General features: G+C 71.7%; 25 protein-coding genes and 1 tRNA gene. 12 read left to right on the top strand and 14 right to left on the bottom strand.

The window, feature by feature from the left end; all coding sequences use genetic code 11:
- Window positions 1–138 precede the first annotated feature (138 nt).
- Together CCL05_RS30900 and CCL05_RS30895 are read left to right on the top strand one after the other, a co-directional pair.
- The gene (locus tag CCL05_RS30900) at window positions 139–810 is read left to right on the top strand and encodes a FadR/GntR family transcriptional regulator (RefSeq protein WP_086563987.1); all 672 of its coding nucleotides are present in this window, start codon (window positions 139–141) and stop codon (window positions 808–810) included.
- A 157-nt stretch (window positions 811–967) separates the two neighbouring features.
- Complete coding sequence (locus CCL05_RS30895) at window positions 968–1,951, top strand: PAC2 family protein (protein WP_086563986.1); 984 nt, start codon at window positions 968–970, stop codon at window positions 1,949–1,951.
- Window positions 1,952–2,016: 65 nt separating this feature from the next.
- Here CCL05_RS30895 and mshC read toward each other — a convergent pair whose 3' ends face one another.
- The 4 genes from mshC to CCL05_RS30875 all read right to left on the bottom strand — a co-directional run bounded on the left by mshC (window position 2,017) and on the right by CCL05_RS30875 (window position 5,514).
- Window positions 2,017–3,246 carry a cysteine--1-D-myo-inosityl 2-amino-2-deoxy-alpha-D-glucopyranoside ligase gene (mshC, locus tag CCL05_RS30890; protein ID WP_086563985.1) on the bottom strand — a complete coding sequence of 410 codons (1,230 nt, stop codon included), beginning with the start codon at window positions 3,244–3,246 and terminating at the stop codon, window positions 2,017–2,019.
- Window positions 3,247–3,364: 118 nt separating this feature from the next.
- Entirely contained in the window at window positions 3,365–4,195 is an 831-nt protein-coding gene (locus tag CCL05_RS30885) for an SCO1664 family protein (protein ID WP_208641655.1), read from the bottom strand.
- A complete protein-coding gene (locus CCL05_RS30880) occupies window positions 4,159–4,749 on the bottom strand; it encodes a DUF3090 domain-containing protein (protein ID WP_086563983.1) in 591 nt (196 codons plus the stop codon). The genes CCL05_RS30885 and CCL05_RS30880 overlap by 37 nt, the downstream gene beginning before the upstream one ends.
- Before the next feature lie 78 nt (window positions 4,750–4,827).
- On the bottom strand, window positions 4,828–5,514 hold the full coding sequence (locus CCL05_RS30875) for a histidine phosphatase family protein (RefSeq protein WP_086563982.1): 687 nt from the start codon (window positions 5,512–5,514) through the stop codon (window positions 4,828–4,830).
- A gap of 61 nt (window positions 5,515–5,575) precedes the next feature.
- Here CCL05_RS30875 and CCL05_RS30870 point away from each other — a divergent pair, with 61 nt between their 5' ends.
- Window positions 5,576–6,571, top strand: a complete 996-nt coding sequence (locus CCL05_RS30870; protein WP_086563981.1) for a magnesium and cobalt transport protein CorA — start codon at window positions 5,576–5,578, stop codon at window positions 6,569–6,571.
- A 25-nt stretch (window positions 6,572–6,596) separates the two neighbouring features.
- On the opposite strand, the gene CCL05_RS30865 is transcribed toward CCL05_RS30870, so the two are convergent.
- Together CCL05_RS30865 and CCL05_RS30860 are read right to left on the bottom strand one after the other, a co-directional pair.
- Complete coding sequence (locus CCL05_RS30865; protein WP_086563990.1) at window positions 6,597–7,385, bottom strand: ferritin-like domain-containing protein; 789 nt, start codon at window positions 7,383–7,385, stop codon at window positions 6,597–6,599.
- Between the two features lie 232 nt (window positions 7,386–7,617).
- Complete coding sequence (locus tag CCL05_RS30860) at window positions 7,618–8,673, bottom strand: LLM class F420-dependent oxidoreductase (RefSeq protein ID WP_086563980.1); 1,056 nt, start codon at window positions 8,671–8,673, stop codon at window positions 7,618–7,620.
- Window positions 8,674–8,841: 168 nt separating this feature from the next.
- On the opposite strand from CCL05_RS30860, the gene CCL05_RS30855 reads away from it, so the two are divergent.
- Both CCL05_RS30855 and CCL05_RS30850 read left to right on the top strand, forming a co-directional pair.
- The gene (locus tag CCL05_RS30855) at window positions 8,842–9,828 is read left to right on the top strand and encodes an aldo/keto reductase (RefSeq protein ID WP_086563979.1); all 987 of its coding nucleotides are present in this window, start codon (window positions 8,842–8,844) and stop codon (window positions 9,826–9,828) included.
- Window positions 9,825–12,074 carry a helix-hairpin-helix domain-containing protein gene (locus CCL05_RS30850; RefSeq protein WP_086563978.1) on the top strand — a complete coding sequence of 750 codons (2,250 nt, stop codon included), beginning with the start codon at window positions 9,825–9,827 and terminating at the stop codon, window positions 12,072–12,074. The genes CCL05_RS30855 and CCL05_RS30850 overlap by 4 nt, the downstream gene beginning before the upstream one ends.
- Window positions 12,075–12,138: 64 nt before the next feature.
- On the opposite strand, the gene CCL05_RS30845 is transcribed toward CCL05_RS30850, so the two are convergent.
- A complete protein-coding gene (locus CCL05_RS30845) occupies window positions 12,139–12,846 on the bottom strand; it encodes a hypothetical protein (RefSeq protein ID WP_086563977.1) in 708 nt (235 codons plus the stop codon).
- Window positions 12,847–12,893: 47 nt separating this feature from the next.
- On the opposite strand from CCL05_RS30845, the gene CCL05_RS30840 reads away from it, so the two are divergent.
- On the top strand, window positions 12,894–13,082 hold the full coding sequence (locus CCL05_RS30840) for a DUF5703 family protein (RefSeq protein WP_010045410.1): 189 nt from the start codon (window positions 12,894–12,896) through the stop codon (window positions 13,080–13,082).
- Between the two features lie 117 nt (window positions 13,083–13,199).
- Here the strand turns inward: CCL05_RS30840 and CCL05_RS45685 are convergent, their stop codons facing one another.
- The 3 genes from CCL05_RS45685 to CCL05_RS30825 all read right to left on the bottom strand — a co-directional run bounded on the left by CCL05_RS45685 (window position 13,200) and on the right by CCL05_RS30825 (window position 15,881).
- The gene (locus CCL05_RS45685) at window positions 13,200–14,042 is read right to left on the bottom strand and encodes a chaplin (protein ID WP_143589974.1); all 843 of its coding nucleotides are present in this window, start codon (window positions 14,040–14,042) and stop codon (window positions 13,200–13,202) included.
- A 129-nt stretch (window positions 14,043–14,171) separates the two neighbouring features.
- A complete protein-coding gene (chpH, locus tag CCL05_RS30830) occupies window positions 14,172–14,405 on the bottom strand; it encodes a chaplin ChpH (RefSeq protein ID WP_086563975.1) in 234 nt (77 codons plus the stop codon).
- A gap of 150 nt (window positions 14,406–14,555) precedes the next feature.
- A complete protein-coding gene (locus CCL05_RS30825) occupies window positions 14,556–15,881 on the bottom strand; it encodes a M20/M25/M40 family metallo-hydrolase (protein ID WP_086563974.1) in 1,326 nt (441 codons plus the stop codon).
- A gap of 195 nt (window positions 15,882–16,076) precedes the next feature.
- On the opposite strand from CCL05_RS30825, the gene CCL05_RS30820 reads away from it, so the two are divergent.
- Window positions 16,077–16,161, top strand: a tRNA-Leu gene (locus CCL05_RS30820).
- A 63-nt stretch (window positions 16,162–16,224) separates the two neighbouring features.
- Window positions 16,225–16,596 (top strand): YchJ family protein, encoded by a 372-nt coding sequence (locus tag CCL05_RS30815; protein WP_086563973.1) that lies wholly within the window; start codon window positions 16,225–16,227, stop codon window positions 16,594–16,596.
- 6 nt (window positions 16,597–16,602) lie between these two features.
- Here the strand turns inward: CCL05_RS30815 and CCL05_RS30810 are convergent, their stop codons facing one another.
- Window positions 16,603–17,304 (bottom strand): FadR/GntR family transcriptional regulator, encoded by a 702-nt coding sequence (locus tag CCL05_RS30810; RefSeq protein ID WP_086563972.1) that lies wholly within the window; start codon window positions 17,302–17,304, stop codon window positions 16,603–16,605.
- Between the two features lie 137 nt (window positions 17,305–17,441).
- Here CCL05_RS30810 and CCL05_RS30805 point away from each other — a divergent pair, with 137 nt between their 5' ends.
- The 4 genes from CCL05_RS30805 to CCL05_RS30790 are packed head-to-tail and all read left to right on the top strand — an operon-like array spanning window position 17,442 to window position 21,239.
- The gene (locus CCL05_RS30805; RefSeq protein ID WP_086563971.1) at window positions 17,442–17,960 is read left to right on the top strand and encodes a gluconokinase; all 519 of its coding nucleotides are present in this window, start codon (window positions 17,442–17,444) and stop codon (window positions 17,958–17,960) included.
- 51 nt (window positions 17,961–18,011) lie between these two features.
- Window positions 18,012–19,409 carry a GntT/GntP/DsdX family permease gene (locus CCL05_RS30800; protein WP_086563970.1) on the top strand — a complete coding sequence of 466 codons (1,398 nt, stop codon included), beginning with the start codon at window positions 18,012–18,014 and terminating at the stop codon, window positions 19,407–19,409.
- A 13-nt stretch (window positions 19,410–19,422) separates the two neighbouring features.
- Window positions 19,423–20,187, top strand: a complete 765-nt coding sequence (locus tag CCL05_RS30795; protein ID WP_086563969.1) for an SDR family oxidoreductase — start codon at window positions 19,423–19,425, stop codon at window positions 20,185–20,187.
- A 20-nt stretch (window positions 20,188–20,207) separates the two neighbouring features.
- Complete coding sequence (locus tag CCL05_RS30790; protein WP_086563989.1) at window positions 20,208–21,239, top strand: L-idonate 5-dehydrogenase; 1,032 nt, start codon at window positions 20,208–20,210, stop codon at window positions 21,237–21,239.
- 151 nt (window positions 21,240–21,390) lie between these two features.
- Here the strand turns inward: CCL05_RS30790 and CCL05_RS30785 are convergent, their stop codons facing one another.
- The 3 genes from CCL05_RS30785 to CCL05_RS30775 form a co-directional block, all read right to left on the bottom strand.
- Window positions 21,391–22,128 carry an HAD family hydrolase gene (locus CCL05_RS30785; protein WP_086563968.1) on the bottom strand — a complete coding sequence of 246 codons (738 nt, stop codon included), beginning with the start codon at window positions 22,126–22,128 and terminating at the stop codon, window positions 21,391–21,393.
- Window positions 22,125–22,934: a DeoR/GlpR family DNA-binding transcription regulator gene (locus CCL05_RS30780; protein WP_086563967.1), complete on the bottom strand. Its 810-nt coding sequence runs from the start codon at window positions 22,932–22,934 to the stop codon at window positions 22,125–22,127. Before CCL05_RS30780 ends, CCL05_RS30785 begins: the two co-directional genes overlap by 4 nt.
- Window positions 22,935–23,063: 129 nt before the next feature.
- Window positions 23,064–23,702, bottom strand: a 639-nt coding sequence (locus CCL05_RS30775) for a zinc-dependent alcohol dehydrogenase (RefSeq protein WP_143589973.1), incomplete at its 5' end; no start/stop codon positions are given.

The raw sequence follows: 23,702 nt of genomic DNA, 5'->3' as shown, positions 1-23,702 counted from the left end.
GGGGGAGCCCGTTGCCGGGACCGGGGGCTCCCGTTTCCGGAAGGGGCGGTTCCATGCCGACGGAGCCGCCCCTTCCGCGTTCCCGGCCCTCATAATGACCTGATACGTCGGAGGTCTTGAGCGACAGGGAGGTCGGCCATGGCAGTGACCGACGAGGCGATCGAGAAAATCAAGGGCATGATCGTCTCCGGCGCGCTGCGGCCGGGCGACCGGCTGCCCAAGGAGAGCGAGCTCGCCGCCGACCTCGGCCTGTCGCGCAACTCCCTGCGGGAGGCCGTGCGCGCGCTCTCCCTCATCCGGATCCTGGACGTCCGTCAGGGCGACGGCACGTACGTCACCAGCCTCGACCCGCAACTGCTGCTGGAGGCGCTGAGCTTCGTCGTGGACTTCCACCGCGACGACACGGTCCTGGAGTTCCTGGCCGTGCGCCGCATCCTGGAGCCGGCGGCGACGGCGATGGCGGCCCTGCGGATCAGCGAACAGCAGCTCGACGCGCTCACGGCCCAGCTGGACAAGCTCGGTGACGCCCCGTCCGTCGAGGACCTGGTCGCCTGCGACCTGGAGTTCCACCGGGGCATCGTGCAGAGCTCGGGCAACTCGGTGCTGTGCTCGCTGCTCGACGGGCTGTCGGGCCCCACCACCCGGGCCCGGGTCTGGCGCGGCCTGACCCAGGAGGACGCGGTCGGCCGCACGCTGCGCGAGCACCGGGCGATCCTCGCGGCCCTGCGGGACCGGGACGCCGAGGCGGCGCGCTCCTGGGCGACGGTGCACATCGCGAGCGTGGAGCAGTGGCTGCGCTCCACCCTGTGACCAGGGCCTCACGGACAGCTCGGACGGCTCCGGGGTGTTCAGGGGTGGATCGCGGGGCAGTGATGGGGTCACTCCCCCTGCGAGGGGGCTGCGGGCGCCCCCTTGGCACGCCGTAAGGTTGGGGGGTACGCGAGGGCACGTCGGAAGGAGGCGCTGGGTGATCGAGCTCGAGGGGGTTCCCGAGCTGGTCGACCCGGTCATGGTGGCCGCGTTCGAGGGCTGGAACGACGCCGGCGACGCCGCCTCCACCGCGGTCGCGCATCTGGACAGGGAGTGGAAGGGCGAGGTCTTCGCGGCGCTGGACGCCGAGGACTACTACGACTTCCAGGTCAACCGCCCCACGGTGTTCATGGAAGCCGGCGTCCGCAAGATCACCTGGCCGACGACAAGACTGTCGGTGGTCCGGGTCGGCGGGGACAAGCCACGCGATCTCGTCCTCGTCCGGGGTATCGAACCGTCCATGCGATGGCGGTCGTTCTGCAACGAACTGCTCGGCTTCGCTCACGAACTCGGCGTGGAACTGGTGGTCGTCCTGGGCGCCCTGCTGGGTGACACCCCGCACACCCGCCCGGTTCCGATCAGCGGGACGACGTCCGACCCGGACCTGGCCCGCCGCATGGACCTGGAGGAGACCAAGTACGAGGGGCCCACGGGCATCGTCGGCGTCCTCCAGGAGGCCTGCACGCACGCGGGCGTGCCGGCCGTCTCGCTGTGGGCGGCGGTGCCGCACTACGTGTCGCAGCCGCCGAACCCGAAGGCCACGCTGGCCCTGCTGAACCGGCTGGAGGACCTGATCGACGTGCGCATCCCGCTGGGCGAGCTGCCCGAGGACGCGCGCGCCTGGCAGGTCGGCGTGGACCAGCTGGCCGCCGAGGACAGCGAGGTCGCCGAGTACGTCCAGTCGCTGGAGGAGGCCCGGGACACCGCCGAGCTGCCGGAGGCGTCCGGCGAGGCGATCGCCCGCGAGTTCGAGCGTTATCTGCGGCGCCGGGACGGCGGCGGACCGACCGCCTCCGGCGGGCACGCCACGGCGGACGGCAGCGACAGCTCGTCGTACCTGCGGGACAACCCCAGCGGCCGTACGCGGCCTCCGAAGCCGCCCAAGCCGGGCACGGACGACGAGGAGTCGTCGGAGGACTGAGCGGGACCGAGGACAGCGGAAGGGGCGCCTCCCGGCCGGGAGGCGCCCCTTCGCGTGCTCTGCGGCTACAGGGCGACGCCCAGCAGCGCGTCCACCGCCCGGGAGACCACCCCGGGGGCGCCCTCGTCCGTGCCGCCGCTGCGCTCCTGGAGCGCGGCCCAGCGGTCGACCGCGGTGAGCGCGGCCGGGGCGTCCAGGTCGTTCGCGAGGGCCTCGCGGATCTCCTCCACGAGCGCCTCCGCCGGCGGCCCGTCGGGCCGGGACACAGCGGCCCGCCAGCGGCCCAGCCGTGCGACGGCGTCCTGGAGGACCTGGTCGGTCCACTCCCAGTCGGCGCGGTAGTGGTGGGCGAGCAGCGCGAGCCGGATGGCGGCCGGGTCGACGCCGTCGCGCCGGAGCGTGGAGACGAAGACCAGGTTGCCCTTGGACTTGGACATCTTCTCGCCGTCGAGGGCGACCATGCCGGCGTGCACGTACGCCTTGGCCATGGGGAACTCGCCGGTGAGGGCCTGGGCGTGCGAGGCGCCCATCTCGTGGTGCGGGAAGGCCAGGTCGGATCCGCCGCCCTGGATGTCGAAGCCCATGCCGAGGTGGTCGAGGGCGATGGCCACGCACTCGATGTGCCAGCCGGGGCGTCCGCGTCCGAGCGATCCGCCGTCCCAGCTGGGCTCGCCCTCCCGGGCCGCCATCCACAGCATCGGGTCGAGCGGGTTCTTCTTGCCCGGCCGGTCCGGGTCGCCGCCGCGCTCGGCGGACAGCAGCCGCATGGCCGCGGCGTCCAGTCCGGAGACCTTGCCGAAGTGCGGGTCGGCTTCGACGGAGAAGTAGACGTCGCCTTCGAGTTCGTAGGCGGCGCCCATGTCCCGAAGGCGCTCGACGAGCGGGACGATCCCGGGTATCGCCTCGACGGCGCCTATGTACTCGCGCGGCGGCAGCATCCGCAGGGCCGTCATGTCCTCGCGGAAGAGGGCCGTCTCCTGCTCGGCGAGCGCGGCCCAGTCGAGGCCGTCACGCTGTGCGCGTTCCAGGAGCGGGTCGTCGACGTCGGTGACGTTCTGGACGTAGTGAACCTGCCGCTTGGTGTCGAGCCACACGCGCTGCACGAGGTCGAACGCGTTGTAGGTCGCCGCGTGTCCTATGTGGGTGGCGTCGTACGGGGTGATGCCACAGACGTAGATACGGGCGACGGGACCGGGGTCGAGGGTGACGAGGCCGCCGGTCGCGGTGTCGTGGATCCTCAGGTCGCGGCCCTGACCAGGCAGGGCGGGGACCTCGGAAGCGGGCCAGGCATGCATGCCTTGAGCCTAACCGGACTGAAGTTCCATATACGAATGGGAGCGGGCCGGACGGCCGAGAAGGCCCTCTTGCGGTAACTCGTCGTCTGTGCTGCTGCCCGGACGGCCGGGGGATCGCTTACACGGGTGGCCACGGAATCGCCGGCCACTCCCCGCTCGGCTCGGGATGCTTCCCCGAGGCGAGCAGCGCGGCGACCCGCGCGCGGGTGGCGTCGATCTCCGCGCCGGTGATCAGCGGCTGGAGCCGGGCGGTGAGGGGACCGCCGTCCGCCAGGGCCTTCCTCAGGCCTTCGAGGACGTCGACGGCCTCCTGGGTGAGGGGCTCCCCCGCCCACCCCCACAGCAGGGTCCGCAACTTGTTCTCGACGTTGAAGGTGACCCCGTGGTCGATCCCGTACAGCCGCCCCTCGCCGGTCGGCAGCAGGTGCCCGCCCTTGCGGTCTGCGTTGTTGAGCACGGCGTCCAGCACCGCGAGCCGCCGCAGCCGCTCGTCGTCGGCGTGCACGAGGAGCGCGGTGCGGCCCTCGCCGACCTCGGCGAAGCCGATCGCCTTCCAGCCCGGCTCCGGTTCCTCGGCGTCGACGAGCGCGAGCAGCTCCGCCTCCGGCGCCGCCTCGACCCACAGCTGGCACATGCCCTCGCCGTAGGGGCCCTCCCGCAGCACGGTGGGCGGGACGAGGCCCCAGCCGGTCGCCTCGGAGACCTCGTACGCGGCGACCTCGCGCTGGGCGAGCGTCCCGTCGGGGAAGTCCCACAGGGGCCGCTCCCCCGCGACCGGCTTGTAGATGCAGGCCGCGTCCTGGCCGTCGTACGAGACCGTGCAGTACAGGGCCGCGTTGGACGCCTCACGGATGCGTCCGCGCACGGTGATGTCGCCCCGGGCGATCAGGTCGGCGGCGTCCGGAGGAGGCGTCACGCTCCGCGGCGGTATCCGTTCTGGCGCGGACATACGTGTCCTTCCGGGTCGAGGGGGAGGCTGCACAGCGGGCACGGCGGCCGCCCGGCGTTGACGATGTCGAGGGCGCGCTTGGCGAAGGCCCTGGCCTGCGCGCCGGTGAGCCGGACCCGCAGCATCGGGGGCCCGTTCTCCTCGTCCTGGAGCAGCCGCTCCTCGGCCTCGGCGAGGTCCTCCTCGGTGTCGGCGTCGAGCTCGACGAGCGCCTGCGCCTCGACGATCATCAGCTGCTCCTCGCCGTCCCAGGCGAGGGCCATCGTGCCGACCCGGAACTCCTCCTCGATGGGGGTGTCCAGCGGGGCGGTGTCGGTGATGTCCGACGGTGCGACGGCGGGGACGGAGGCGCTGCCTCCGCTACGGCGTACGACCTCATCGAGCAGTTCGTCCATGCGTTCGGCGAGTGCGGCGACCTGGGTCTTCTCCAGGGCCACGCTGGTCACCCGGGAGCCGGCGGAGGCCTGGAGGAAGAACGAACGGCGCCCGGGCAGTCCGACCGTACCGGCCACGAAACGCTCCGGATGGTCGTAGAGGAACACCTGACGGGACACGTCCTGTCTCCATTGGAATCGGGGGAACCGTGTGACTACGGCACTGCTGCGACCGCTTCACCCTACTGCGGCCGACGATCACGGTGCGCCCGCACCACCCCCGACAGGAGCCTCGTCGCCCGGCGGTTCCTCGCGCGGCACCAGGGAGGTGAAGTCGCCGGTGTCGCCGAGGCGGACGAGAAACGGACGCAACCGGGTGTAGCGGATCGCGGTGATGGAACACGGTTCAACGGAAATCCGCTGGAAGAGGTCCAGATGAAGCCCGAGTGCGTCCGCCACGAGCGACTTGATGACGTCGCCGTGCGAGCACATGAGGTAGACGGCGTCGGCGCCGTGGTCGCGCTCCACGCGCGCGTTCCACTCGCGTACGGCCTCGGCGGCGCGTGTCTGCATGGCCCGCATCGACTCCCCGCCGGGGAACGCCGCCGCGGACGGGTGCGCCTGCACGACCTCCATCAGGGGCTGGTCCTTGAGTTCGTCGAGCTTGCGCCCCGACCAGTCGCCGTAGTGGCACTCGCCGATGCGCTCGTCGGTGTGCGGGCTGAGGTGCGGCCGGGCCTGGAGAAGGGGCCGGATCGTCTCCTGGCAGCGCTGGAGCGGGCTGGTGACGATCTCGGCGAGGGGCAGTTCGGCGAGCCGCCCGGGCAGCGCGGCGGCCTGCGCCGTGCCGCGTTCGTCGAGGGCGACACCGGGCGTCCAGCCGGCGAGCAGTCCCTCGGTGTTGGCGGTGGAACGTCCGTGCCGGACCAGGATCAACGTGGGCATGCGGTCCAGCGTAGGCGCACGCGCGCGTACGGTGTCGTTCGAGTGACGGGAGACTCGCTTCGTGATCGTCGACTGTGCCATCTACCGCGAGGGACACCGGTCGGAAGGGCCGGAGGACTTCTCCGACGCCCTGGGCGAGGCCCGGGCGGCGGGCGGTTTCGTGTGGATCGGGCTGCATGAGCCGACGGAGCGCGAATTCGAGCTCGTGACCCAGGAGTTCGGGCTGCATCCGCTGGCCGTCGAGGACGCCCTCAAGGCCCATCAGCGGCCCAAGCTGGAGGTGTACGACGACTCGCTCTTCGTGGTGCTCAAGCCGGTGGCGTACGAGCCGCAGAGCGACACCGTCTCCACCGGCGAGATCATGATCTTCCTGGGCGACGCGTTCGTGGTCACCGTCCGGCACGGCGAGGGCGCCCCGCTCAAGGCCGTACGGCACCGCCTGGAGCAGGAGCCGGAGCTGCTGGGCACCGGTCCCACCTCGGTGCTCTACGCGGTCGCCGACGCCGCCGTCGACCGCTACCTGGAGGTCGCGACCGAACTGCAGGCCGACCTGGAGGGGCTGGAGGCGGAGGTCTTCTCACCGGACGACGGGGGCTCGCGGCACACGGCGTCCCGGATCTACAACTTCAAACGGCAGGTGCTGGAGTTCCGCCGGGCGACCGGGCCGCTGGCGCTGCCGATGAGCCGGCTGGCGGGCACGGCACCGTCCGGCGTGGCCGTGCCGTTCGTGGCCGACCGGGCCCGGCCGTTCTTCCGCGACGTCAGCGATCATCTCACCCGCGTGAACGAGTCCGTGGAGAACCTGGACCGGCTGGTGTCGGACATCCTCAACGCGCATCTGGCGCAGATGAGCGTCCGGCAGAACGACGACATGCGGAAGATCTCCGCGTGGGCGGCCATGGCCGCGATTCCCACGATGCTCGCGGGGATCTACGGCATGAACTTCGAGCACATGCCCGAGCTGCGCTGGGTGTGGTCCTATCCGGCGCTGATCGCGGTGATGGGCGTTCTCGAGGTGCTGGTGTTCCGGCTGTTCAAGCGCCGGGGCTGGTTGTAGGCGGACACCCCCGGGGTGGGCCGGCTCAGGCGAACTCGGGGGCCGCGGACGCGGGTCCGCCGAGGGCGTCGCGGCGCTCGGGCATCCGCAGCGACACCATCCGGCGCCAGCCGCCCAGCCGTTCGTAGGCGTACATCGCGTGGATGCCCGCCGCGAGCACCGCCGACCTGGCCCTGGACCAGCCGAGGATGCGGCCCATGTGCGCCATGACCGCGAGGCTGACATCCCGGTAGATCCGGATCTCGGCGAGCGCGCACGCGCGCAGGGCCCGCTGGATGGCCCGGCCGTGGCCCGCGTGGGCGAAGCGCAGCAGTTCCTCGTGGCAGTAGGCGAGGTGGTTGTCCTCGTCGTTGGAGATCTGCCTGACCGCGCGGCCGATGTCGGGGTGGTCGGCGAAGTGCTTGCGGAGCAGTCGCATCTGCTCGGAGGCGCGCTGTTCGGTGACCCTGCTGTGCGAGAGGTACGTGACGATGTCCTGGACCGTGAGGCGCTCGTCGCGGCCCAGCTGCTCGTGCGCGAGGCCGATGCCGTTCTTCTCCAGGAGCACGGTGTAGTCGGTCTCCGGCGGGACCGGGACGGGGTCGAGGCCGCGCTTCTTCATCAGGGCGTTGAAGATCCGGCCGTGCTTGTCCTCGTCCGCGCCGTGCCGGGTGATCTTGGGGGCGAGTTCCCGCTCGCTGTCGGGAACGAGCGCTGCGATGCGGGCGTTCTCCCAGCCGCCCTGGGACTCGCCGCTCGCGGCGATGGAGCAGAACAGGGCGAAGGCCTCGTCGTCGGCGAGGATCTCCTGGAACACACTCTTGGCCGAAAGCATCGTGAGCACCTCTCCCGCGCACGTGCGCGTGCTGCGTGATTCCGCAGGGGTCCGCAAAGAACGAGTCAAGTGCGGGAGGAAGGGCGCTGCAACAGGTGCGGCGGACAACTCCGCCAAATGGAGGACGCGTAACCGCGGGAGGCGCGGGGCGTTGTTCTGCGTGACGGCCGTGGCGGGGAAGACCCCCGAGCCCCCACCACGGCCGCAGACAACTCCGCCGGGTGCCGCCCCGTCAGGCGAGCCCGGCGCGCTCCAGGGCCTCGGTGCCGGCGCGGAGGGACGCGAGCCGCTCGTCGAGGGTGAAGCCCGCCGGGGCGAGGCTCAGGGTGGTGACGCCGGCCTCCGCGTAGGCCTTCATCCGGTCCGCGATCCGGTCGACGGACCCCAGCAGTGTGGTCTTGTCGATCAGCTCGTGCGGGACGGCGGCCGCGGCGCCCTGCTTGTCGCCGGACAGGTACTTGCCCTGGATCTCGGCGGCCTCCTTCTCGTAGCCCATGCGCTGGGCGAGCTGGTTGTAGAAGTTCTGCTTGGGGCTGCCCATGCCGCCGACGTACAGCGCGGTGTAGGGGCGGAAGGTGTCGGCGAGCGCGGCGACGTCCTTGTCGTCGCCGACGGCGAGCGGGACGGTCGGGCAGACGTCGAAGCCGTCGAGCGTCTTGCCGGCCTTCTCGCGGCCGGCGCGCAGGTACTTGATCGTCGTCTCCTCCAGGTGGTCGGCGGAGGGGAAGATCAGCAGGGCGCCTTCGGCGATCTCGCCGGTCTGCTCCAGGTTCTTCGGGCCGATCGCGGCGATGTACAGCGGGATGTGCTCGCGCTGCGGGTGCACGGTCAGCTTGATGGGCTTGCCCGGGCCGCCCGGGAGGGGCAGCGTCCAGTGCTCGCCCTCGTAGGACAGGCGCTCGCGCGTCATGGCCCTGCGGACGATCTCGACGTACTCACGCGTGCGTGCCAGCGGCTTGTCGAACTTGACGCCGTACCAGCCCTCGGAGACCTGCGGGCCGGAGACACCGAGGCCGAGGCGGAAGCGGCCGCCGGAGAGGGAGTCGAGGGTGGCCGCCGTCATGGCGGTCATCGCCGGCTGGCGGGCCGGGATCTGGAAGATGGCGGAGCCGACGTCGATACGTTCGGTCTGGGCGGCGACCCAGGTCAGTACGGTGGCGGCGTCGGAGCCGTAGGCCTCGGCGGCCCAGCAGACGGCGTATCCGAGCCGGTCGGCCTCCTGGGCGACGGCCAGATTGTCCGCGTCCATTCCGGCACCCCAGTAGCCGAGGTTGATACCGAGCTGCATGCCGAATCCCCTTACCGATCAGTAACGTGCACGTGCGGAGACCTTAGCGCGCGGCTCGGCGGGGACCTAGGGGCGGGCAGGCACGCCGGACAACTCATGGTCGGACCCCGGAAATCGGCCGTCCACAGCCCACCACAGGGAAGGCTCTGGCCAGTAATCTCGGCGTTCATGGAGCAGAGGCATCTCGGCCGCACCGGCCTGCGTGTGTCCCGGATCGGGCTCGGCACCCTGACCTGGGGACGGGACACCGACGAGCACGACGCCGCGGACCTGATGAAGACGTTCTGGGAAGCGGGCGGGACCCTCGTCGACACCGCGGACGTGTACGGCGACGGAGACGCCGAGTACCTGCTCGGCAGGCTTATGGACGGCCTGGTGGCCCGCCGGGACCTGGTCATCTCGACCAAGGCCGGCAGCGTGCCGGACCCCGACCGCCGCTTCGACACCTCCCGGGGCCATCTGCTCTCCGCGCTGGACGCCTCGCTCTCCCGGCTCGGCACCGACTACGTCGACCTGTGGCACGTGCACGCCTACGACCCGGACACCCCGCTGGAGGAGACCCTCCAGGCCCTCGACCTCGCGGTCGCCAGCGGCCGGGCCCGGTACGCCGCCGTCTCCAACTTCTGCGGCTGGCAGCTCGCCAAGGCCGCGACCTGGCAGCTGGCGGCCCCCGGCACGCGGACCCGGCTGGCGGCCACGCAGCTGGAGTACTCGCTGCTCCAGCGGGGCGTCGAGCGTGAGGTGCTGCCGGCCGCGCTGGACCTGGGCATCGGGCTGCTGCCGTCCTCGCCGCTGGGGCGCGGGGTGCTGACGGGCAAGTACCGGAGCGACACGACGCCGCCGGACTCGCGCGGCGCCTCGGAGCACCTCGCGCCGTTCGTCGCGCCCTACCTGGACGACACGGCGCGGCGCATCGTGGACGCCGTGACCACCGCGGCCGACGGTCTCGCGGTGACACCGCTCCAGGTGGCGCTGGCCTGGGTCCGCGACCGGCCGGGAGTGGCCGCGCCCATCGTCGGCGCGCGCAACGCGCAGCAGCTCACGGCAGCATTGTCAGTGGAGACCCTTAGTCTTCCTGACGAGATCTGCCGGGCGCTCGACGACGTGTCGGCGCCCGTGCACCGCTATCCCGATCACGACTGGAGCACGCTGTGAGCACGGAGCCGGAGACCACGGAGGACGCCGAGCCGGGGACGCCGACCGGTGGTGCGCAGACCGAGGGGGCCGAGCGGACCGAGGAGGCCGAGGGGAATGCCGCCGGTTCCGGTGACGTGTCCGGGGGCGAGGCGGCCGAAGGGGGCACGGCCGATGCCGGTGACCTGTCCGAGGCCGAGGCCGAGCTGCGGGCCCAGCGGCTGGAGCGGGAGCGTATCGAGCAGCGCAAGGCCGGGAAGAAGGCGCCGATCGAGGCCGGCACCAAGCTGAGCGGCACGGCCGCCGATCTGCTCGCGGCCGTACGGGCCGTGGAGAGCGGCGACAAGCCGGTCGCCGCAGTGTTCGCGGAGCCCGATCCCGCCCCCCGCCGCTCCGCCCCGGAGCCGGTACGACGGCCACAGCCGGTGGCGGCCGGGGCCGTCCCCGCCCCGACGGCTCCCGCGCCCGCGGCGGTACAGGCCGTACGGCAGGTGCTCGGCGAGGGCGGTGCCCCCGAGGCGCTCGCACCGCAGGTGGCCGCCGTCCTCGGCGAAGGCGCGGACGAGCTGCTGCGGGCCGATCCCTGGCAGTTGCTGCGGGTCGCCGGCGTGCGGCCCGAGCAGGCCGACGGGTTCGCCCGGGCCCTGCTCGGCGCCGAGTGCGGCCCGGACGACGAGCGGCGGGGCCGGGCCGTCACCGTCTGGCTCCTGGAACAGGCCGCGCTGGCCGGGCACACCGCCCTGGAGATGCCGGCGCTCCTCGCGACCCTGGCCCAGCGGGGCGTGCCGGACCCCGACAGCGCCGTGCAGGACGCGATCGCGGAGGGCGAGGCGCTGGTCTTCCAGGACGCCTTGGAGGAGACCGGCGGCGCGCCGGCCCGGGCCGAGGAGGAGGGCACGGAGGAGGACGAGGAGCGTCCGGTCCGTGTCCTGGTCGGTCTGGAGCGGTACGCGCTCGCGGAGGAGAGCCTGGCCGACGGTCTGGCCCGCCTGGTGAACTCGGTGCCCAAGCAGGACGGTTCGGCCGAGGACTGGGAGCGGGCCGCCGCCGCGACCCGGGGTTCGGCGGCCGAGCTGCTCCGCGCGGTCGCCGCGCACGGCCTGGTCCTGCACACCGGCGGCGAGGCCTCCCTGACCGAGCCCGCCGCACTGCTGACCGCCGCGCACACCCTCGGCCTGCGCGCCTGGGCCGCCGCTCACGGCCCGATCGGCCGCACGCGCTTCGCGGCCCTGCTGCGCCGGTCCGGCCACCCGTCGGGCCCGGCCGCGGACCAGGCGGCGGCCGTCCCCGGGCAGGCCGCCGCACCCGGCGCCCCCTCCCCCGTCGCCACCGTCGCCGGGCTGCTCTCCGGGGCCGAAGGACCTGGCCGGGACGCGGACGGGGCGCTGGATCTCGATCTGCTCGTCGTGCTCGACGCGCCGCAACTGGATGTCGAGACGGCCGCGCTGCTGACGGAGTCGCTGCCGGACGGGGCTCGGCTGGTGCTGGCCGGGGATCCGGCGGTGCTGTGGTCGGTGGGTCCGGGCCGGGTGTTCGCGGACCTGCTCGCGGCCCGGATCTGCCCGCAGATCGCTTCGCGGCAGCCGGATCCCGGGCCGCTGGGCGAGCTGGTCTCCGGTATCGGCGTCGGCGAGCTGAGCCAGGTCGAGGCCCCCGGCAAGGAGGTCGTGATCGTGCCGGTGCGGGACGCGGGCGAGGCCGTGCACCGGACGGTCCAGCTCGTCGTGGACTCGGTGCCACGGGCGATCGGCGTACCGGCCGAGGAGACACAGGTGATCACGCCGGGACACGGCGGCGCGGTGGGCACGCGTGTGCTCAACGCGGCGTTGAAGGAGCGGCTCAATCCGGGCCCGGGCCGCTTCGGCGGCTTCGACCCCGGTGACCGGGTCGTCTACTCCCCCGTGCCGGGCCGTGCGCTGCCGGGCCGCGTGGTGAAGGCGGATGCCGAGGGGCTGCACCTGTCGTGCGAGGGCGAGGACGTCGTCGTGGCGAAGGAGCGGGTGGAGCAGTCCGTGCGGCACGGCTGGGCGCTCACCGCCCATCAGGCGGTGGGGAGCCGGTGGCCCGCGGTGGTCGTGGTGCTGCCCGGCGATGCCGCGCAGGCCCTCAGTCGGCCGTGGGTGTACACGGCGTTCGGGCGGGCCGACCGCCATCTGTCCGTCGTGCACGGGGTGGAACAGGCGTTGCCGAGGGCCGTGGCGGAGGTTCCGGCGAAACCCCGGACGACCCGGCTTCCGGTGCTGCTCGCCCCGCAGATCAGCAGCTGACGACGACGGCGGTGGTCACGGGGCGGCCCCCGCGACCACCGCCGTCGGGTGGCTGACGCGTGCGCTAGCGGCGGTCCGCGTCGAGCGGCTCCAGGTCCTCGTCCTCGTCCAGGTCGGTGTCGAGGTCGTCCTCCACCTCGTCGTCCTCCACCTCGTCGTCGTCATCGTCGTCGACGTCGTCGAACACGGCGCTGACGTCGAAGCGGCAGACGACACTCTGCGGATCGACCTGCTCGAACGGCGCCTCCAGCCACTCGCCGGGGTCGGCCGGTTCCTCCGCCGCCGTCACCCAGAGCGTGGAGTCGCCCTCCTCCAGCCCGAACTCCTTGTGCCGGGAGGCGATCTCGTCGGGTTCGAACTCGCCGAAGAGGAGGCCGAGCGCACCGTGGATCGTCCCGGAGGCGGCCGGGCCGTCCTCGCCCTCCGCTGCCTCGATCCGCTGCGCGTGGGAGAGCAGCCGCTGTGGCTCCGCCACCGCGTAGTCGCGGCGGATCAGTACGCTCAGCGCGTTCGGTTCCTCAGGCCCGGTGTACGGGGGCAACGCGTCCTCCGTACCGGGGATCTCGAAGGGTGTGACCTCGTCGTAACGGTCGTAGAGCAGTTCGTCGTACACCTCTGCGGCCGCGGCCAGCTGGTTGAACGCCTCGTAGACGGCCGGGTCGTCCTCCCCCGACCTGCGTTCGACCGCGGCCAGGTGGCGGTCGAGCGCGGTCTTGACCGCCTCGGCGGCGGCGCGTACCTCGGCAGCGGTGGGCTGCGCAGCATCAGACATAGTGCAGACGCTATCCGTACCAGGCCCCAGACCGCACAATAGATGCGATGCCGGAATACGAATTTGTCGACGTGTACGTGCCGCGCGGGGTCTCCCGCAAGGAGACGGCACGTCTGCTGACGGACCATGCCGAGTACGGACACTGGGAGTTGCACCGTCTGAGCCTGCTGCGCGACGGCAGCCGCAAGGTGCGGTTGCGCCGGCGGATCATCCGTCAGGTGCGGGCCACGTGGTGAGCTGAGACGGGGCACGGGGAGAAGGCACACACGGGAGCGGGCCCCGCATCGGCGGGGCCCGCTCCGTTTTCCACGGGTGTCAGGCCGTTCCCGGGGTGTCAGGCCTTTCCGGGGCCGTCAGGCCGAGGTGCGCGCCTTGCGGTAGAGGATCGAGCCCGCGAGCAGCGCGCCCGCGCCGGCCGGCAGGGCGAGGCCGAGCGGCAGGTCGCTGCCCGTGCTGGCGAGCTGGGCGTCGCCCTTGGGCTGGGTGACGAACTGGCCGCCCGGCTCGTTGCCGTGCGAGGAGCCGCCCGGCGTCTTGCCGTCCGCTCCGGGCGGGGTGCCGGGGTCGCCCGGGTTTCCGGGGCCACCCGGGCCGCCGGGGTCACCCGGGTTTCCGGGGTTGCCCGGGTTTCCAGGATTACCCGGGTCGCCGGGATTACCCGGATCGCCGGGGTTTCCGGGATTGCCCGGGTTTCCCGGCTGCCCCGGGTTCTCGTGGCCGCCGCCGGGCGGGTCGGTGTGGTGCCCGCCGGAGCCGCCGTTGGCGCAGTCGTTGCCCGTGCTGGAGTTGCCGGCGCCGATGACGTCGACGCTGTTGCCGCAGACGTTCACCGGCACGTGGATCGGCGCCTCGACGTGGTTGCCCGAGCCGACGCCGGGCGAGTCACTGGCATGGCCGCCGGCGTGCGAGCCGCCGTGGCCGCCCGAATCTCCGTATCCCCCCGACGATCCACCGCCCTGGTTGGCGCACGAGTTGCCCACCGAGGGGTTGAGGACACCGATGACGTTGACCGTGTTGCCGCAGACGTTGACCGGCACGTGCACCGGTGCCTGCACCGTGTTCCCGGACAGCACGCCGGGCGAGCCCGAGGCGGCGCCCTGCGCGCCCGCGTCGGCGTGCGCGGAGCCGCCCGCGGCGGCGATCACGCCGGTCGCGGCCGCCACGGTCATCAGACCCTTGCGGGTGACCTGTCGCATTCCTGAATACCTGCCTTCGACCTGTCTCGAATTCTTCTCGAATTCCTCGAAAGAAGCGTTCGGTCCCGGAGCGCATGGCACGCGCTCCGGGACCGATGGCTTTGGAACTCCCTCAGAGAGGGGGAAGCGTCACTTGTTGACGCAGGTGTTGCCGAAGGCGGGGTTCAGCAGGCCGATCACGGAGACCGTGTTGCCGCAGACGTTCACCGGGACGTGAACGGGCACCTGAATGACGTTGCCGGACACGACGCCCGGGGAGTGCACGGCGGCACCCTGGGCACCCGAGTCGGCGACGGCCAGGCCCGCGCCCGCGAGAACCAGCCCACCGGTGGCAGCCGCAGCAGCGACGACCTTCTTGATCATTATTCCTCCTAGTTGGCAAAGCGACCCATCTTGCGATCGCATTACCTGTAACGAGGAGGGAGTAATGAGGCTACGAGCTTATGGTCGCATTCACCCTTCCCAGTCGATCTCGCACACCCGGCCGAATAGCGCTGTTCCGTATGGACTGTTTCAGGACGCGTCGATGAACCGGTCGAGCACCCGCGCGCCGAACTTCAGGCCCTCCACCGGAACCCGCTCGTCCACGCCGTGGAACATGCCGGCGAAGTCCAGCTCCGGCGGCAGCTTCAGCGGCACGAAGCCGAAACCGCGGATGCCCAGGTCGTCAAAGGACTTCGCGTCCGTCCCGCCGGAGAGCATGTAGGGGATCGCCTTGGCGGTCGGGTCCTCGGCCAGCAGCGCGGACTGCATCGCCGCCACGAGCGCCCCGTCGAAGGTGGTCTCGACGGCCTTGTCGGCATGGACGTCCTCGCGCCGCACCTTCGGGCCGAGGATCCGGTCGAGGTCGGCGAGGAACTCCTCCTCGTGGCCGGGCAGGAACCGCCCGTCGACGTGAGCGGTCGCCTCGCCCGGGATGACGTTGACCTTGTAGCCGGCGCCGAGCTGGGTGGGATTGGCCGTGTTGCTCAGGGTCGCGCCGATGAGCTTGGCGATGCCGCCGAGCTTCGCGAGGGTCGACTCCATGTCCTCCGGGTCGAGTTCGGTGCCGAGCGCGTCACCGAGCTCGTCGAGGAAGGCGCGGGTGGTCTTGGTGACCCGCACCGGGAACTTGTGCCGCCCCAGCCGCGCGACGGCCTCCGACAGCTCGGTGATCGCGTTGTCCCGGTGGATCATCGACCCGTGCCCTGCCGTGCCGGCCACGGTGAGCTTCATCCAGTGCATGCCCTTCTCCGCCGTCTGGATCAGGTACAGGCGCCGCTCCTCACTCACGGTGAACGAGAACCCGCCCACCTCGCTGATCGCCTCGGTGACGCCCTCGAACAGCTCGGGGTGATGGCGCACGAGGTGCTTGGCGCCGTAGGTGCCGCCCGCCTCCTCGTCCGCGAGGAACGCGAGGACGATGTCGCGCGGGGGCTTGCGCCCGCTGCGCATCCGGTCCCGGACGACCGCGAGGGTCATCGCGTCCATGTCCTTCATGTCGACGGCCCCGCGGCCCCACACGCAGCCGTCGGCGACCTCGCCGGAGAAGGGGTGGTGGGTCCAGTCGTCGGCGTTGGCCGGTACGACGTCGGTGTGCCCGTGGATGAGGAGCGCGGGCCGGGACGGGTCCTCGCCCTCGATCCGGGCCACCGTGGAGGCGCGGCCCGGGTGCGACTCGAAGATCTGCGGTTCGAGCCCCACCTCGGCGAGCTTCTCGGCGACGTACTCGGCCGCCTTGCGCTCGCCCGGACCCGAGTGGTCGCCGTAGTTGCTGGTGTCGATCTGGATCAGCTCGCGGCAGAGGTCCACGACCTCGTCCTCGCCGGTGACGCTCCTGGCCGTGTCCGTCTCGCTCACGTGCTTCCTCCCGCTGTCACTGCTGGTGGGTCCTCCTCATCCTCCCTCTCCACGGCCCGCACCCCAAGGCCGGTCCCGGCCCGTCACACGCCGTTCACGCCCGGCCGGGTGCGGGCGGGGGGTGATCGGCCACCCCTGAGAGCCTGGTAATGTTTACGTCGTCGCCGCGGGGAGAACCCGCGCGGCAGACACCTTGTCCGGGTGGCGGAATGGCAGACGCGCTAGCTTGAGGTGCTAGTGCCCTTTATCGGGCGTGGGGGTTCAAGTCCCCCCTCGGACACACGAAACTGAGGGCCGTGACCGCGAGGTCACGGCCCTCAGGCGTTGTCGCGGAAGGGTGACCATGACCAGCCGTTCCTGCCCGTGCGGACTGCCCCAGCCCTATGAGGCGTGCTGCGGCCGCTACCACTCGGGGGCCGCGGCACCGACCGCCGAGGCGCTGATGCGGTCCCGGTACTGCGCCTTCGTGAAGGGGGACGCCGGATATCTGCTGCGGACCTGGCATCCGCGGACGCGGCCCGGGACGCTGGAGCTGGATCCGCGGATGCGGTGGACCGGGCTGGAGATCCTGGACGCGAGTGGCGGGTCGGCGTTCCACGCCGTCGGGACCGTGGAGTTCCGGGCGTCGTACCGGGGCGGTTCGCTGCACGAGCGGAGCCGGTTCGAGCGGGTCGACGGGGCCTGGGTGTACGTCGACGGGGAGTTTGTGCAGTAGCGGGGGTTACGGCGCCAGGATGTCCAGTTCCTGGAGGGCGCCGACCGTGATCTCGCGGGTCAGTTCCTCCGCGCGGGCCGCGTCGCCGGCCCGGACCGCCTCGGCGACCTGGACGTGCAGGGTGACGGCGGCCGGGTCGGGGTCCTCGAACATCACGTCGTGGTGGGTGCGGCCGGCCAGGACCTCGGCGACGACATCGCCGAGGCGGGCGAACATCTCGTTGCCGGAGGCGTCCAGGATGACGCGGTGGAAGGCCATGTCGTGGACGAGGTACTGCTCCAGCTTGTGACCCCGTGAGTTGGCGACCATGCCGAGGGCGCACTGGGTGAGTTCGGCGCACTGCTCGGCGGTGGCGTGCCGGGCGGCGAGGCCCGCGGCGACCGGTTCGATCGCCGAGCGCAGCACCGTGAGGGAGCGCAGCTGGGGGGCGCGGTCCTTGCCGGCCAGGCGCCAGCGGATGACCTGCGGGTCGTAGACGTTCCACTCCGACTTCGGGCGCACGGTCACGCCCACGCGGCGGCGGGACTCGACCAGGTGCATGGACTCCAGGACGCGGACCGCCTCGCGCATCACCGAGCGTGACACGTCGAAACGCTGGGCGAGCTCGTCGGTGCGCAGCACGCTGCCCGGCGGGTACTCGCCCGCCGTGATCTCGGGGCCGAGGGTGTCCAGAACATGGCCGTGCAGCCCCCGGCCCGGTGTGCTCATGCACTCAGCGTACGGGGTAGATCACGGAGACAAAAAGTCAGACTTATTCATCACGACCTCTTGAATTCGTCGTACCTAATGGGTTTCAGTTGCGTCGACATCACGTGTCGACGGAGACAGCAGACAGTGAGGCAGCGATGAACACCCCCCACGTCGTCGTGGTCATGGGCGTCGCCGGCACCGGCAAGACCACCATCGGTCCCCTGCTCGCGGCCCGGCTCGGCGTTCCGTACGCCGAGGGCGACGACTTCCACCCGCAGGCCAACATCGCCAAGATGTCGGCCGGTACCCCGCTCACCGACGAGGACCGCCAGCCCTGGCTGGACGCCATCGGCAGGTGGGCGCACGGGCGGGCCGGGCTCGGCGGGGTGGTCAGCTGCTCTGCGCTGAAGCGGTCGTACCGCGACCGGCTGCGGGCCGCCGCGCCCGGCGTGGTCTTCCTGCACCTCACGGGTGACCGCGCGCTCATCGAGGACCGGATGTCGCACCGGCAGGGGCACTTCATGCCCACGGCGCTGCTCGACTCCCAGTTCGCCACGCTCCAGCCCCTCGAGGCGGACGAGGCCGGGGTCGACGTGGACGTCTCGGGCAGCCCGGAGGAGATCACCGAACGGGCGGCGCTCGCCCTGGAGGACCTCCCCGAGCCCGTCCAGTAGCCCCTGACGGTCCCGTCCCCTACTCCCCTCCAACGCAAGGGAACCCACCCCGTGACCAGACTCAGCGTCGAGATGCTGGCAGCGGACGCACCCGAGCCGATCACCTCGGCCGGCCACGCTCAGCTGGGCATCGCCGTCCTGGCGGGCATCGCCGTCATCGTCCTGCTCATCACCAAGTCCAAGCTGCACGCCTTCCTGGCGCTGACCATCGGGTCACTGGCGCTCGGCGCGATCGCCGGGGCGCCGCTGGACAAGGTCCTCCTCAGCTTCAGCGCCGGCCTCGGCACCACGGTCGCCGGCGTCGGCGTACTGATCGCCCTCGGGGCGATCCTCGGCAAGATGCTCGCCGACTCCGGGGGCGCCGACCAGATCGTCGACACCATCCTCGCGAAGGCCGGCGGGCGGTCGATGCCGTGGGCGATGGTGCTCATCGCCTCCGTGATCGGGCTGCCGCTGTTCTTCGAGGTCGGCATCGTGCTGCTGATCCCGGTGGTGCTGATGGTCGCCAAGCGCGGCAACTACTCGCTGATGCGGATCGGCATCCCGGCGCTCGCGGGCCTGTCCGTGATGCACGGGCTGGTGCCGCCGCACCCCGGTCCGCTGGTCGCGATCGAGGCGGTCAAGGCCGACCTCGGGGTGACGCTGGCCCTCGGTGTCCTCGTCGCCATACCCACGGTGATCATCGCCGGCCCGGTGTTCTCGCGGTACGCGGCCCGCTGGGTGGACGTGCCCGCCCCCGACCGGATGATTCCGCAGCGCGCTTCGGAGGACCTGGACAAGCGCCCCAGTTTTGGCGCCACGCTCTTCACGATCCTGCTGCCGGTGATCCTCATGCTGGCCAAGGCGCTCGTCGACATCGTCATCGACGATCCGGAGAACCTGGTCCAGCGGGTCTTCGACGTCATCGGCGCCCCGATGATCGCGCTGCTCGCCTCGGTGCTGGTCGCCATCTTCACGCTGCTGCGGCCCGCCGGGTTCTCCAAGGAGCGGATATCGCCGCTCGTCGAGAAGAGCCTCGCGCCGATCGCGGGCATCCTGCTGATCGTCGGCGCGGGTGGCGGCTTCAAGCAGACCCTGATCGACACCGGGGTGGGCCAGATGGTCCTGGACATCTCCAAGGACTGGTCGATCCCCGCGCTGCTGCTGGCCTGGCTGATCGCGGTGGTGATCCGGCTGGCGACCGGTTCGGCGACCGTGGCGACGGTCTCGGCCGCCGGTCTGGTCGCCCCGCTCGCGGCCGACATGTCGACCACGCACGCGGCCCTGCTGGTCCTCGCCATCGGCGCCGGCTCGCTGTTCTTCAGCCATGTCAACGACGCCGGGTTCTGGATGGTGAAGGAGTACTTCGGGCTGAGTGTCGGCCAGAACATCAAGACCTGGTCCGTCATGGAGACGATCATCTCGGTGGTCGCCGGCGGCATCGTCCTGCTGTTGTCCCTCGTCATCTAGGAGTGCCACGGCCATGACGGCTCACCCCCTCTTCGACATCAGCGGCCGTACGGCGCTGGTGACCGGCTCCAGCCGGGGCATCGGACTCGCGCTCGCCCGTGGTCTGGCGGAAGCCGGCTGCACGGTCGTCCTGAACGGCCGCGACAAGGACCGGCTCGCCCAGGCCGCCGCCGGGCTCCCCGGCGACCGGGTGCACACGGCGGCGTTCGACGTGACCGACGGATCGTCCGTCGCGGACGGCATCGCCGACGTCGAGGAGCGGGTGGGCCCGCTCGACATCCTCGTCAACAACGCGGGCATGCAACTGCGCGCCCCGCTGCTGGAGTTCACCGACTCCGACTGGCACCGGATCCTGGACACCAACCTGACCAGTGCCTTCCTGGTCGGCCGGGAGGCGGCGCGCCGGATGACGGAACGCGGCCACGGCAAGATCATCAACATCTGCTCCCTGCAGAGCGAGGTGGCGCGGCCCGGGATCGCGCCGTACGCAGCCACCAAGGGCGCGCTGAAGATGCTCACCAAGGGCATGTGCGCGGACTGGGGTCCGAGCGGTGTGCAGGTCAACGGGCTCGGCCCGGGCTACATCGAGACCGAGCTGACGCGGCCGCTGGTCGAGGACGAGGAGTTCAGTGCCTGGGTGCGGCGGCGTACCCCGGCCGGCCGCTGGGGTCGCACCCAGGACCTGGTGGGCGGGGTGCTGTATCTCGCCTCCCCCGCGGCCGACTTCGTCAGCGGGCAGGTGCTGTATGTCGACGGCGGTATGACGAGCGTGCTGTGACCACCTGCCGGGAGGCTGTGATGCTGGGTTGTGTGATCCACGGTCAGGGTGACCTGCGCGTGGCGGAGTTGCCGGTTCCCGAGCCCGGGCCGGGGCAGGCGCTGGTCGCCGTGCGGTACGGCGGGGTGTGCGGGTCCGATCTGCACTACTGGCGGCACGGCGGGGTCGGTGACTTCCGGCTCCGGGAGCCGATGGTGCTCGGGCACGAGGTCGTCGGGACGGTGGTCGGGTACGGTGCCGGCGCGTCGGGGCCGGCACCGGGTACCGCCGTCGCCGTGCATCCGGCGACCCCGTGCGGGGTGTGCCCCGAGTGCTCGGACGGGCGGCGGAACATCTGCCGGGACACGCGGTATCTGGGCAGTGCGGCGCGTTTTCCGCATGTGCAGGGGGGATTCGCGGCGCAGGTGGTCGTGCCCTGTGAGCAGTTGCGGGCGTTGCCGGACGGTCTGGAGTTGCGCCGGGCGGCGCTCGCCGAACCGCTGTCCGTCGCGCTGCACGCGGTGCGGCGGGCCGGGGAGGTGGCCGGGCGGCATGTCCTGGTGACCGGTGCCGGGCCGATCGGCTGTCTCGTCGTCGCGGCGGCGAGGGCGGCCGGGGCGGCGGAGGTGACCGTCACGGATCTGCTGCCCGAGGCGCTGGAGTACGCGCGGGTCGCCGGTGCCGGGACTCTGGTCCGGGCCGATGATCCTGACGACCCGGGGTGGCCTTGTGACGTGGACGTCGCGATCGAGGCGTCCGGAGTGGCTGCCGGGCTCGATACGTGTCTGCGGCGGGTGCGGCGGGGCGGGGTCGTCGTGCAGTTGGGGATGCTGCCGGCGGGGCACAGTCCGTTCGCGGGGAATTTTGTGGTGAGCCGGGAGATCGAGCTGCGGGGAGCGTTTCGGTTCGACGGGGAGTTCGAGCAGGCGCTGGAGCTGCTGGCGGTGGAGTCGGCGTTCGACGGGCTCGTCAGTGCGGTGGTGCCTGTGGGGGATGCCGAGTCCGCTTTTGCCCTGGCCGCTGATCGGAGTCGGTCGTGCAAGGTGTTGTTGGATTTCGCCGTGGCGCCGTAGGGGTTGGTGTTGTCGCGCGGCTGCAGGTGCGTCGTGGCTTGTCGCGCAGTTCCCCGCGCCCCTGAGGGCCTCAGCGCCGTAGGGGGTCTGGTCGTCGCGCGGCTGCGGGTGCGTCGCGGTTGTTCGCGCAGTTCCCCGCGCCCCTGAGGCCTCAGGCCACGAGGCGGAGTACGTCGCTCAGGCCGCGGTCACCCGTGCGGTGTTCGGCGGGCAGGATGTAGGTGCGCAGACCGCAGGCGGTCGCGCCGCCGTCGCGGACGGGGTTGTCGCCGACCATGAGCGTGGCGCGGGGGTCGGAGCCGAGGTCGGCGCAGGCCTTGAGGAAGAGGTGCGGGTCGGGCTTTTCGCGGGCGTGTTCGTAGGAGATGACGCAGGTGCCGATCAGGGTGTCCAGGCCGTGGTGCGTGAGGTGGGTGCGCAGGTCCCAGGCGAAGTCGCTGACGATGCCGGTGCGTAGTCCGCGGTCGCGCAGCGCGCGCAGCACCGCTTCGGTGTCGGGGTAGGGGATCCAGGCATCCGCCGCGGTGAGTTCCCGGTAGGCCGTGTCCTCCACGCCGCGCAGGAAGTCCACTTGCTCCCACCAGCCCCGCATGGCTCGGCGGTGCCGTTCGGAGGAGAGGTCCCGGCCCTCCTGCAGGGCGACGACGGCGGGCAGCCGAAAGGCGGTGCGCAGCTGCTGGGCGGTCTCGGCCAGCACACTCGGCTCATCGAGTCGGGGAAGGCGGCCGGAAGCCGCGCCGACCCGGCGCAGCCATGTCTCCAGGTCGATCATCTGGAAGATGGTGTTGCTGAAGTCGAACAGTACGGCTTCGACCGGTGGCACGGGTGCGGCCATCTCGGCGTCCGTGGGGCGGTAGGCGCTGGGGGTTTCGAACAGGGTCTGTATCACGGGGTGGGCTGCTCTTCGGGTGCGACGGCCTCGACGGGGACGTGGAGGTCTCGGATGGCCGCGAGTTCTGGTTCGGGGGTGCCGGTGTCGGTGATGACGGTGTGGTAGTCGGCCGCGGTGCCGTAGGCGTAGGTGGCGGTCTTGCCGAATTTCGAGTGGTCCACCAGGAGCAGTGCCTGCTCGGCGGAGGCGAGCATGGCCAGCTTGACCTCGACGTAGTCGTTCAGGGGGTGGAAGAGGCGGCCTTCCAGGACGGCGGTGGCGGACATCAGGGCGAGGTCGGCGCGCAGTCGGGACAGGGCACGGGTGACCGCGGGACCGGTGCACGAGTTGAAGTCGCCGCGGTAGTGGCCGCCCAGCAGGGTGACATGCACGGTCGGCGCGGACCCGAGGCGCTGGGCGAGGCCGACCGAGTTGGTGACGACGTGCAGCTGATCCAGCTCTGCCAGCCTGGGGACGAGGGGGAACAGGGTCGTCGAGTCGTCCATGAGCAGGGTGCTGCCCGGCCTGATCCGGTCGGCCGCGGCCGCGCAGAGCGCGTTCTTGGCCTCCAGGGCGCTGTTCTCCCGGAAGCGGGTGGCGGTCTCCATGGTGAGGGCGGGGAAGGCGACGGCCCGTCCGCGCTCCTTGCTCAGCAGATGGCGCCCGGCGAGGTCGTCCAGGTCCCGGTGCATCGTCATCAGGCTGACGTCGAAGTGCCGGGCGAGGTCGTCGATGCGGGTCTCGCCGTGGTCGGCGACGTAGCGCAGGACGGCCTGCCGGCGCTCCTCGACGGCGGCCTGCGACAGTCGCGTACGGGCGGTCACTGCGCCCCTCCTTCCGGGTGGCTCCGGTCTCGCAGTTTCGCACACGGGTCAGCGGGGGCCGGGGGCTGTCCGGATCCCCGGCCCTCGGGGCCGCCCGCGCGGCGGCGATACCAGGTACGGCACAGGCGGCTACGGACCTTCCACCGTGACCAGCACCTTGACCTGCTCCGGGTCGACGGAGGCGGTGAAGGCCTTGGCGGCGTCGTCCAGGGGGTAGGTGGCGGTGACGATCTCGGCGGTCCGGACGGCGCCCGAGGCGATGAGGGACATGGCGGTGCGGTAGTCGTCGGCGGTGTACATCAAGGTGCCCTCGACGCGGATCTCCCGGTCCTGGATCAGGTCCAGGCGGATCGGGGTGGCGCCGGCGGCGCCCACCCCCACCACGACGATGTGACCGCCCTTGGCGACCAGGTCCGTGGCCTGTGCCATGGACTGTTCGCGGGCCACGCAGTCGAAGACGACGTCGGCCGGGCCGTCGAGTGCCGCATGGGCCCGGTCGACCAGGCCCGGGGCGTCGGCGGGCAGGGCGGCGTCGGCGCCGAGGCGCAGCGCCCGTTTCCGCTTGCCTTCCAGCAGGTCGGTGACGACGATCCGGGCGGCGCCCGTGTGCCGGGCGGCGAGGAGAGTGAACAGCCCGATGGGGCCGGCGCCGAGGATGGCGACGGTGCGGCCGGTGAGGTCGCCGGCCTTGGCCACGGCGTGAACGGGGGTGGCCAGCGGTTCGACGAGGGCGGCCTGAAGGTCGGTCATGCCGTCGGGGACGCGGTG

The sequence above is a fragment of the Streptomyces africanus genome (assembly GCF_002150735.1).
Taxonomy (GTDB): domain Bacteria; phylum Actinomycetota; class Actinomycetes; order Streptomycetales; family Streptomycetaceae; genus Streptomyces; species Streptomyces africanus.
The sequence above is the reverse complement of the archived record's forward strand: the minus strand, read 5'-3'. Positions and strand labels throughout refer to the sequence as shown.

Coding starts and splice junctions, on each gene's coding strand:
- CCL05_RS30855 (WP_086563979.1), top strand. CDS start 8,842: ATGGAGCAGAGGCATCTCGGCCGCACCGGCCTGCGTGTGTCCCGGATC.
- CCL05_RS45685 (WP_143589974.1), bottom strand. CDS start 14,042: ATGCGACAGGTCACCCGCAAGGGTCTGATGACCGTGGCGGCCGCGACC.
- CCL05_RS30860 (WP_086563980.1), bottom strand. CDS start 8,673: ATGCAGCTCGGTATCAACCTCGGCTACTGGGGTGCCGGAATGGACGCG.
- mshC (WP_086563985.1), bottom strand. CDS start 3,246: ATGCATGCCTGGCCCGCTTCCGAGGTCCCCGCCCTGCCTGGTCAGGGC.
- CCL05_RS30900 (WP_086563987.1), top strand. CDS start 139: ATGGCAGTGACCGACGAGGCGATCGAGAAAATCAAGGGCATGATCGTC.
- chpH (WP_086563975.1), bottom strand. CDS start 14,405: ATGATCAAGAAGGTCGTCGCTGCTGCGGCTGCCACCGGTGGGCTGGTT.
- CCL05_RS30815 (WP_086563973.1), top strand. CDS start 16,225: ATGACCAGCCGTTCCTGCCCGTGCGGACTGCCCCAGCCCTATGAGGCG.
- CCL05_RS30875 (WP_086563982.1), bottom strand. CDS start 5,514: ATGCCCACGTTGATCCTGGTCCGGCACGGACGTTCCACCGCCAACACC.
- CCL05_RS30865 (WP_086563990.1), bottom strand. CDS start 7,385: ATGCTTTCGGCCAAGAGTGTGTTCCAGGAGATCCTCGCCGACGACGAG.
- CCL05_RS30805 (WP_086563971.1), top strand. CDS start 17,442: ATGAACACCCCCCACGTCGTCGTGGTCATGGGCGTCGCCGGCACCGGC.
- CCL05_RS30845 (WP_086563977.1), bottom strand. CDS start 12,846: ATGTCTGATGCTGCGCAGCCCACCGCTGCCGAGGTACGCGCCGCCGCC.
- CCL05_RS30885 (WP_208641655.1), bottom strand. CDS start 4,195: ATGTCCGCGCCAGAACGGATACCGCCGCGGAGCGTGACGCCTCCTCCG.
- CCL05_RS30795 (WP_086563969.1), top strand. CDS start 19,423: ATGACGGCTCACCCCCTCTTCGACATCAGCGGCCGTACGGCGCTGGTG.
- CCL05_RS30840 (WP_010045410.1), top strand. CDS start 12,894: ATGCCGGAATACGAATTTGTCGACGTGTACGTGCCGCGCGGGGTCTCC.
- CCL05_RS30810 (WP_086563972.1), bottom strand. CDS start 17,304: ATGAGCACACCGGGCCGGGGGCTGCACGGCCATGTTCTGGACACCCTC.
- CCL05_RS30790 (WP_086563989.1), top strand. CDS start 20,208: ATGCTGGGTTGTGTGATCCACGGTCAGGGTGACCTGCGCGTGGCGGAG.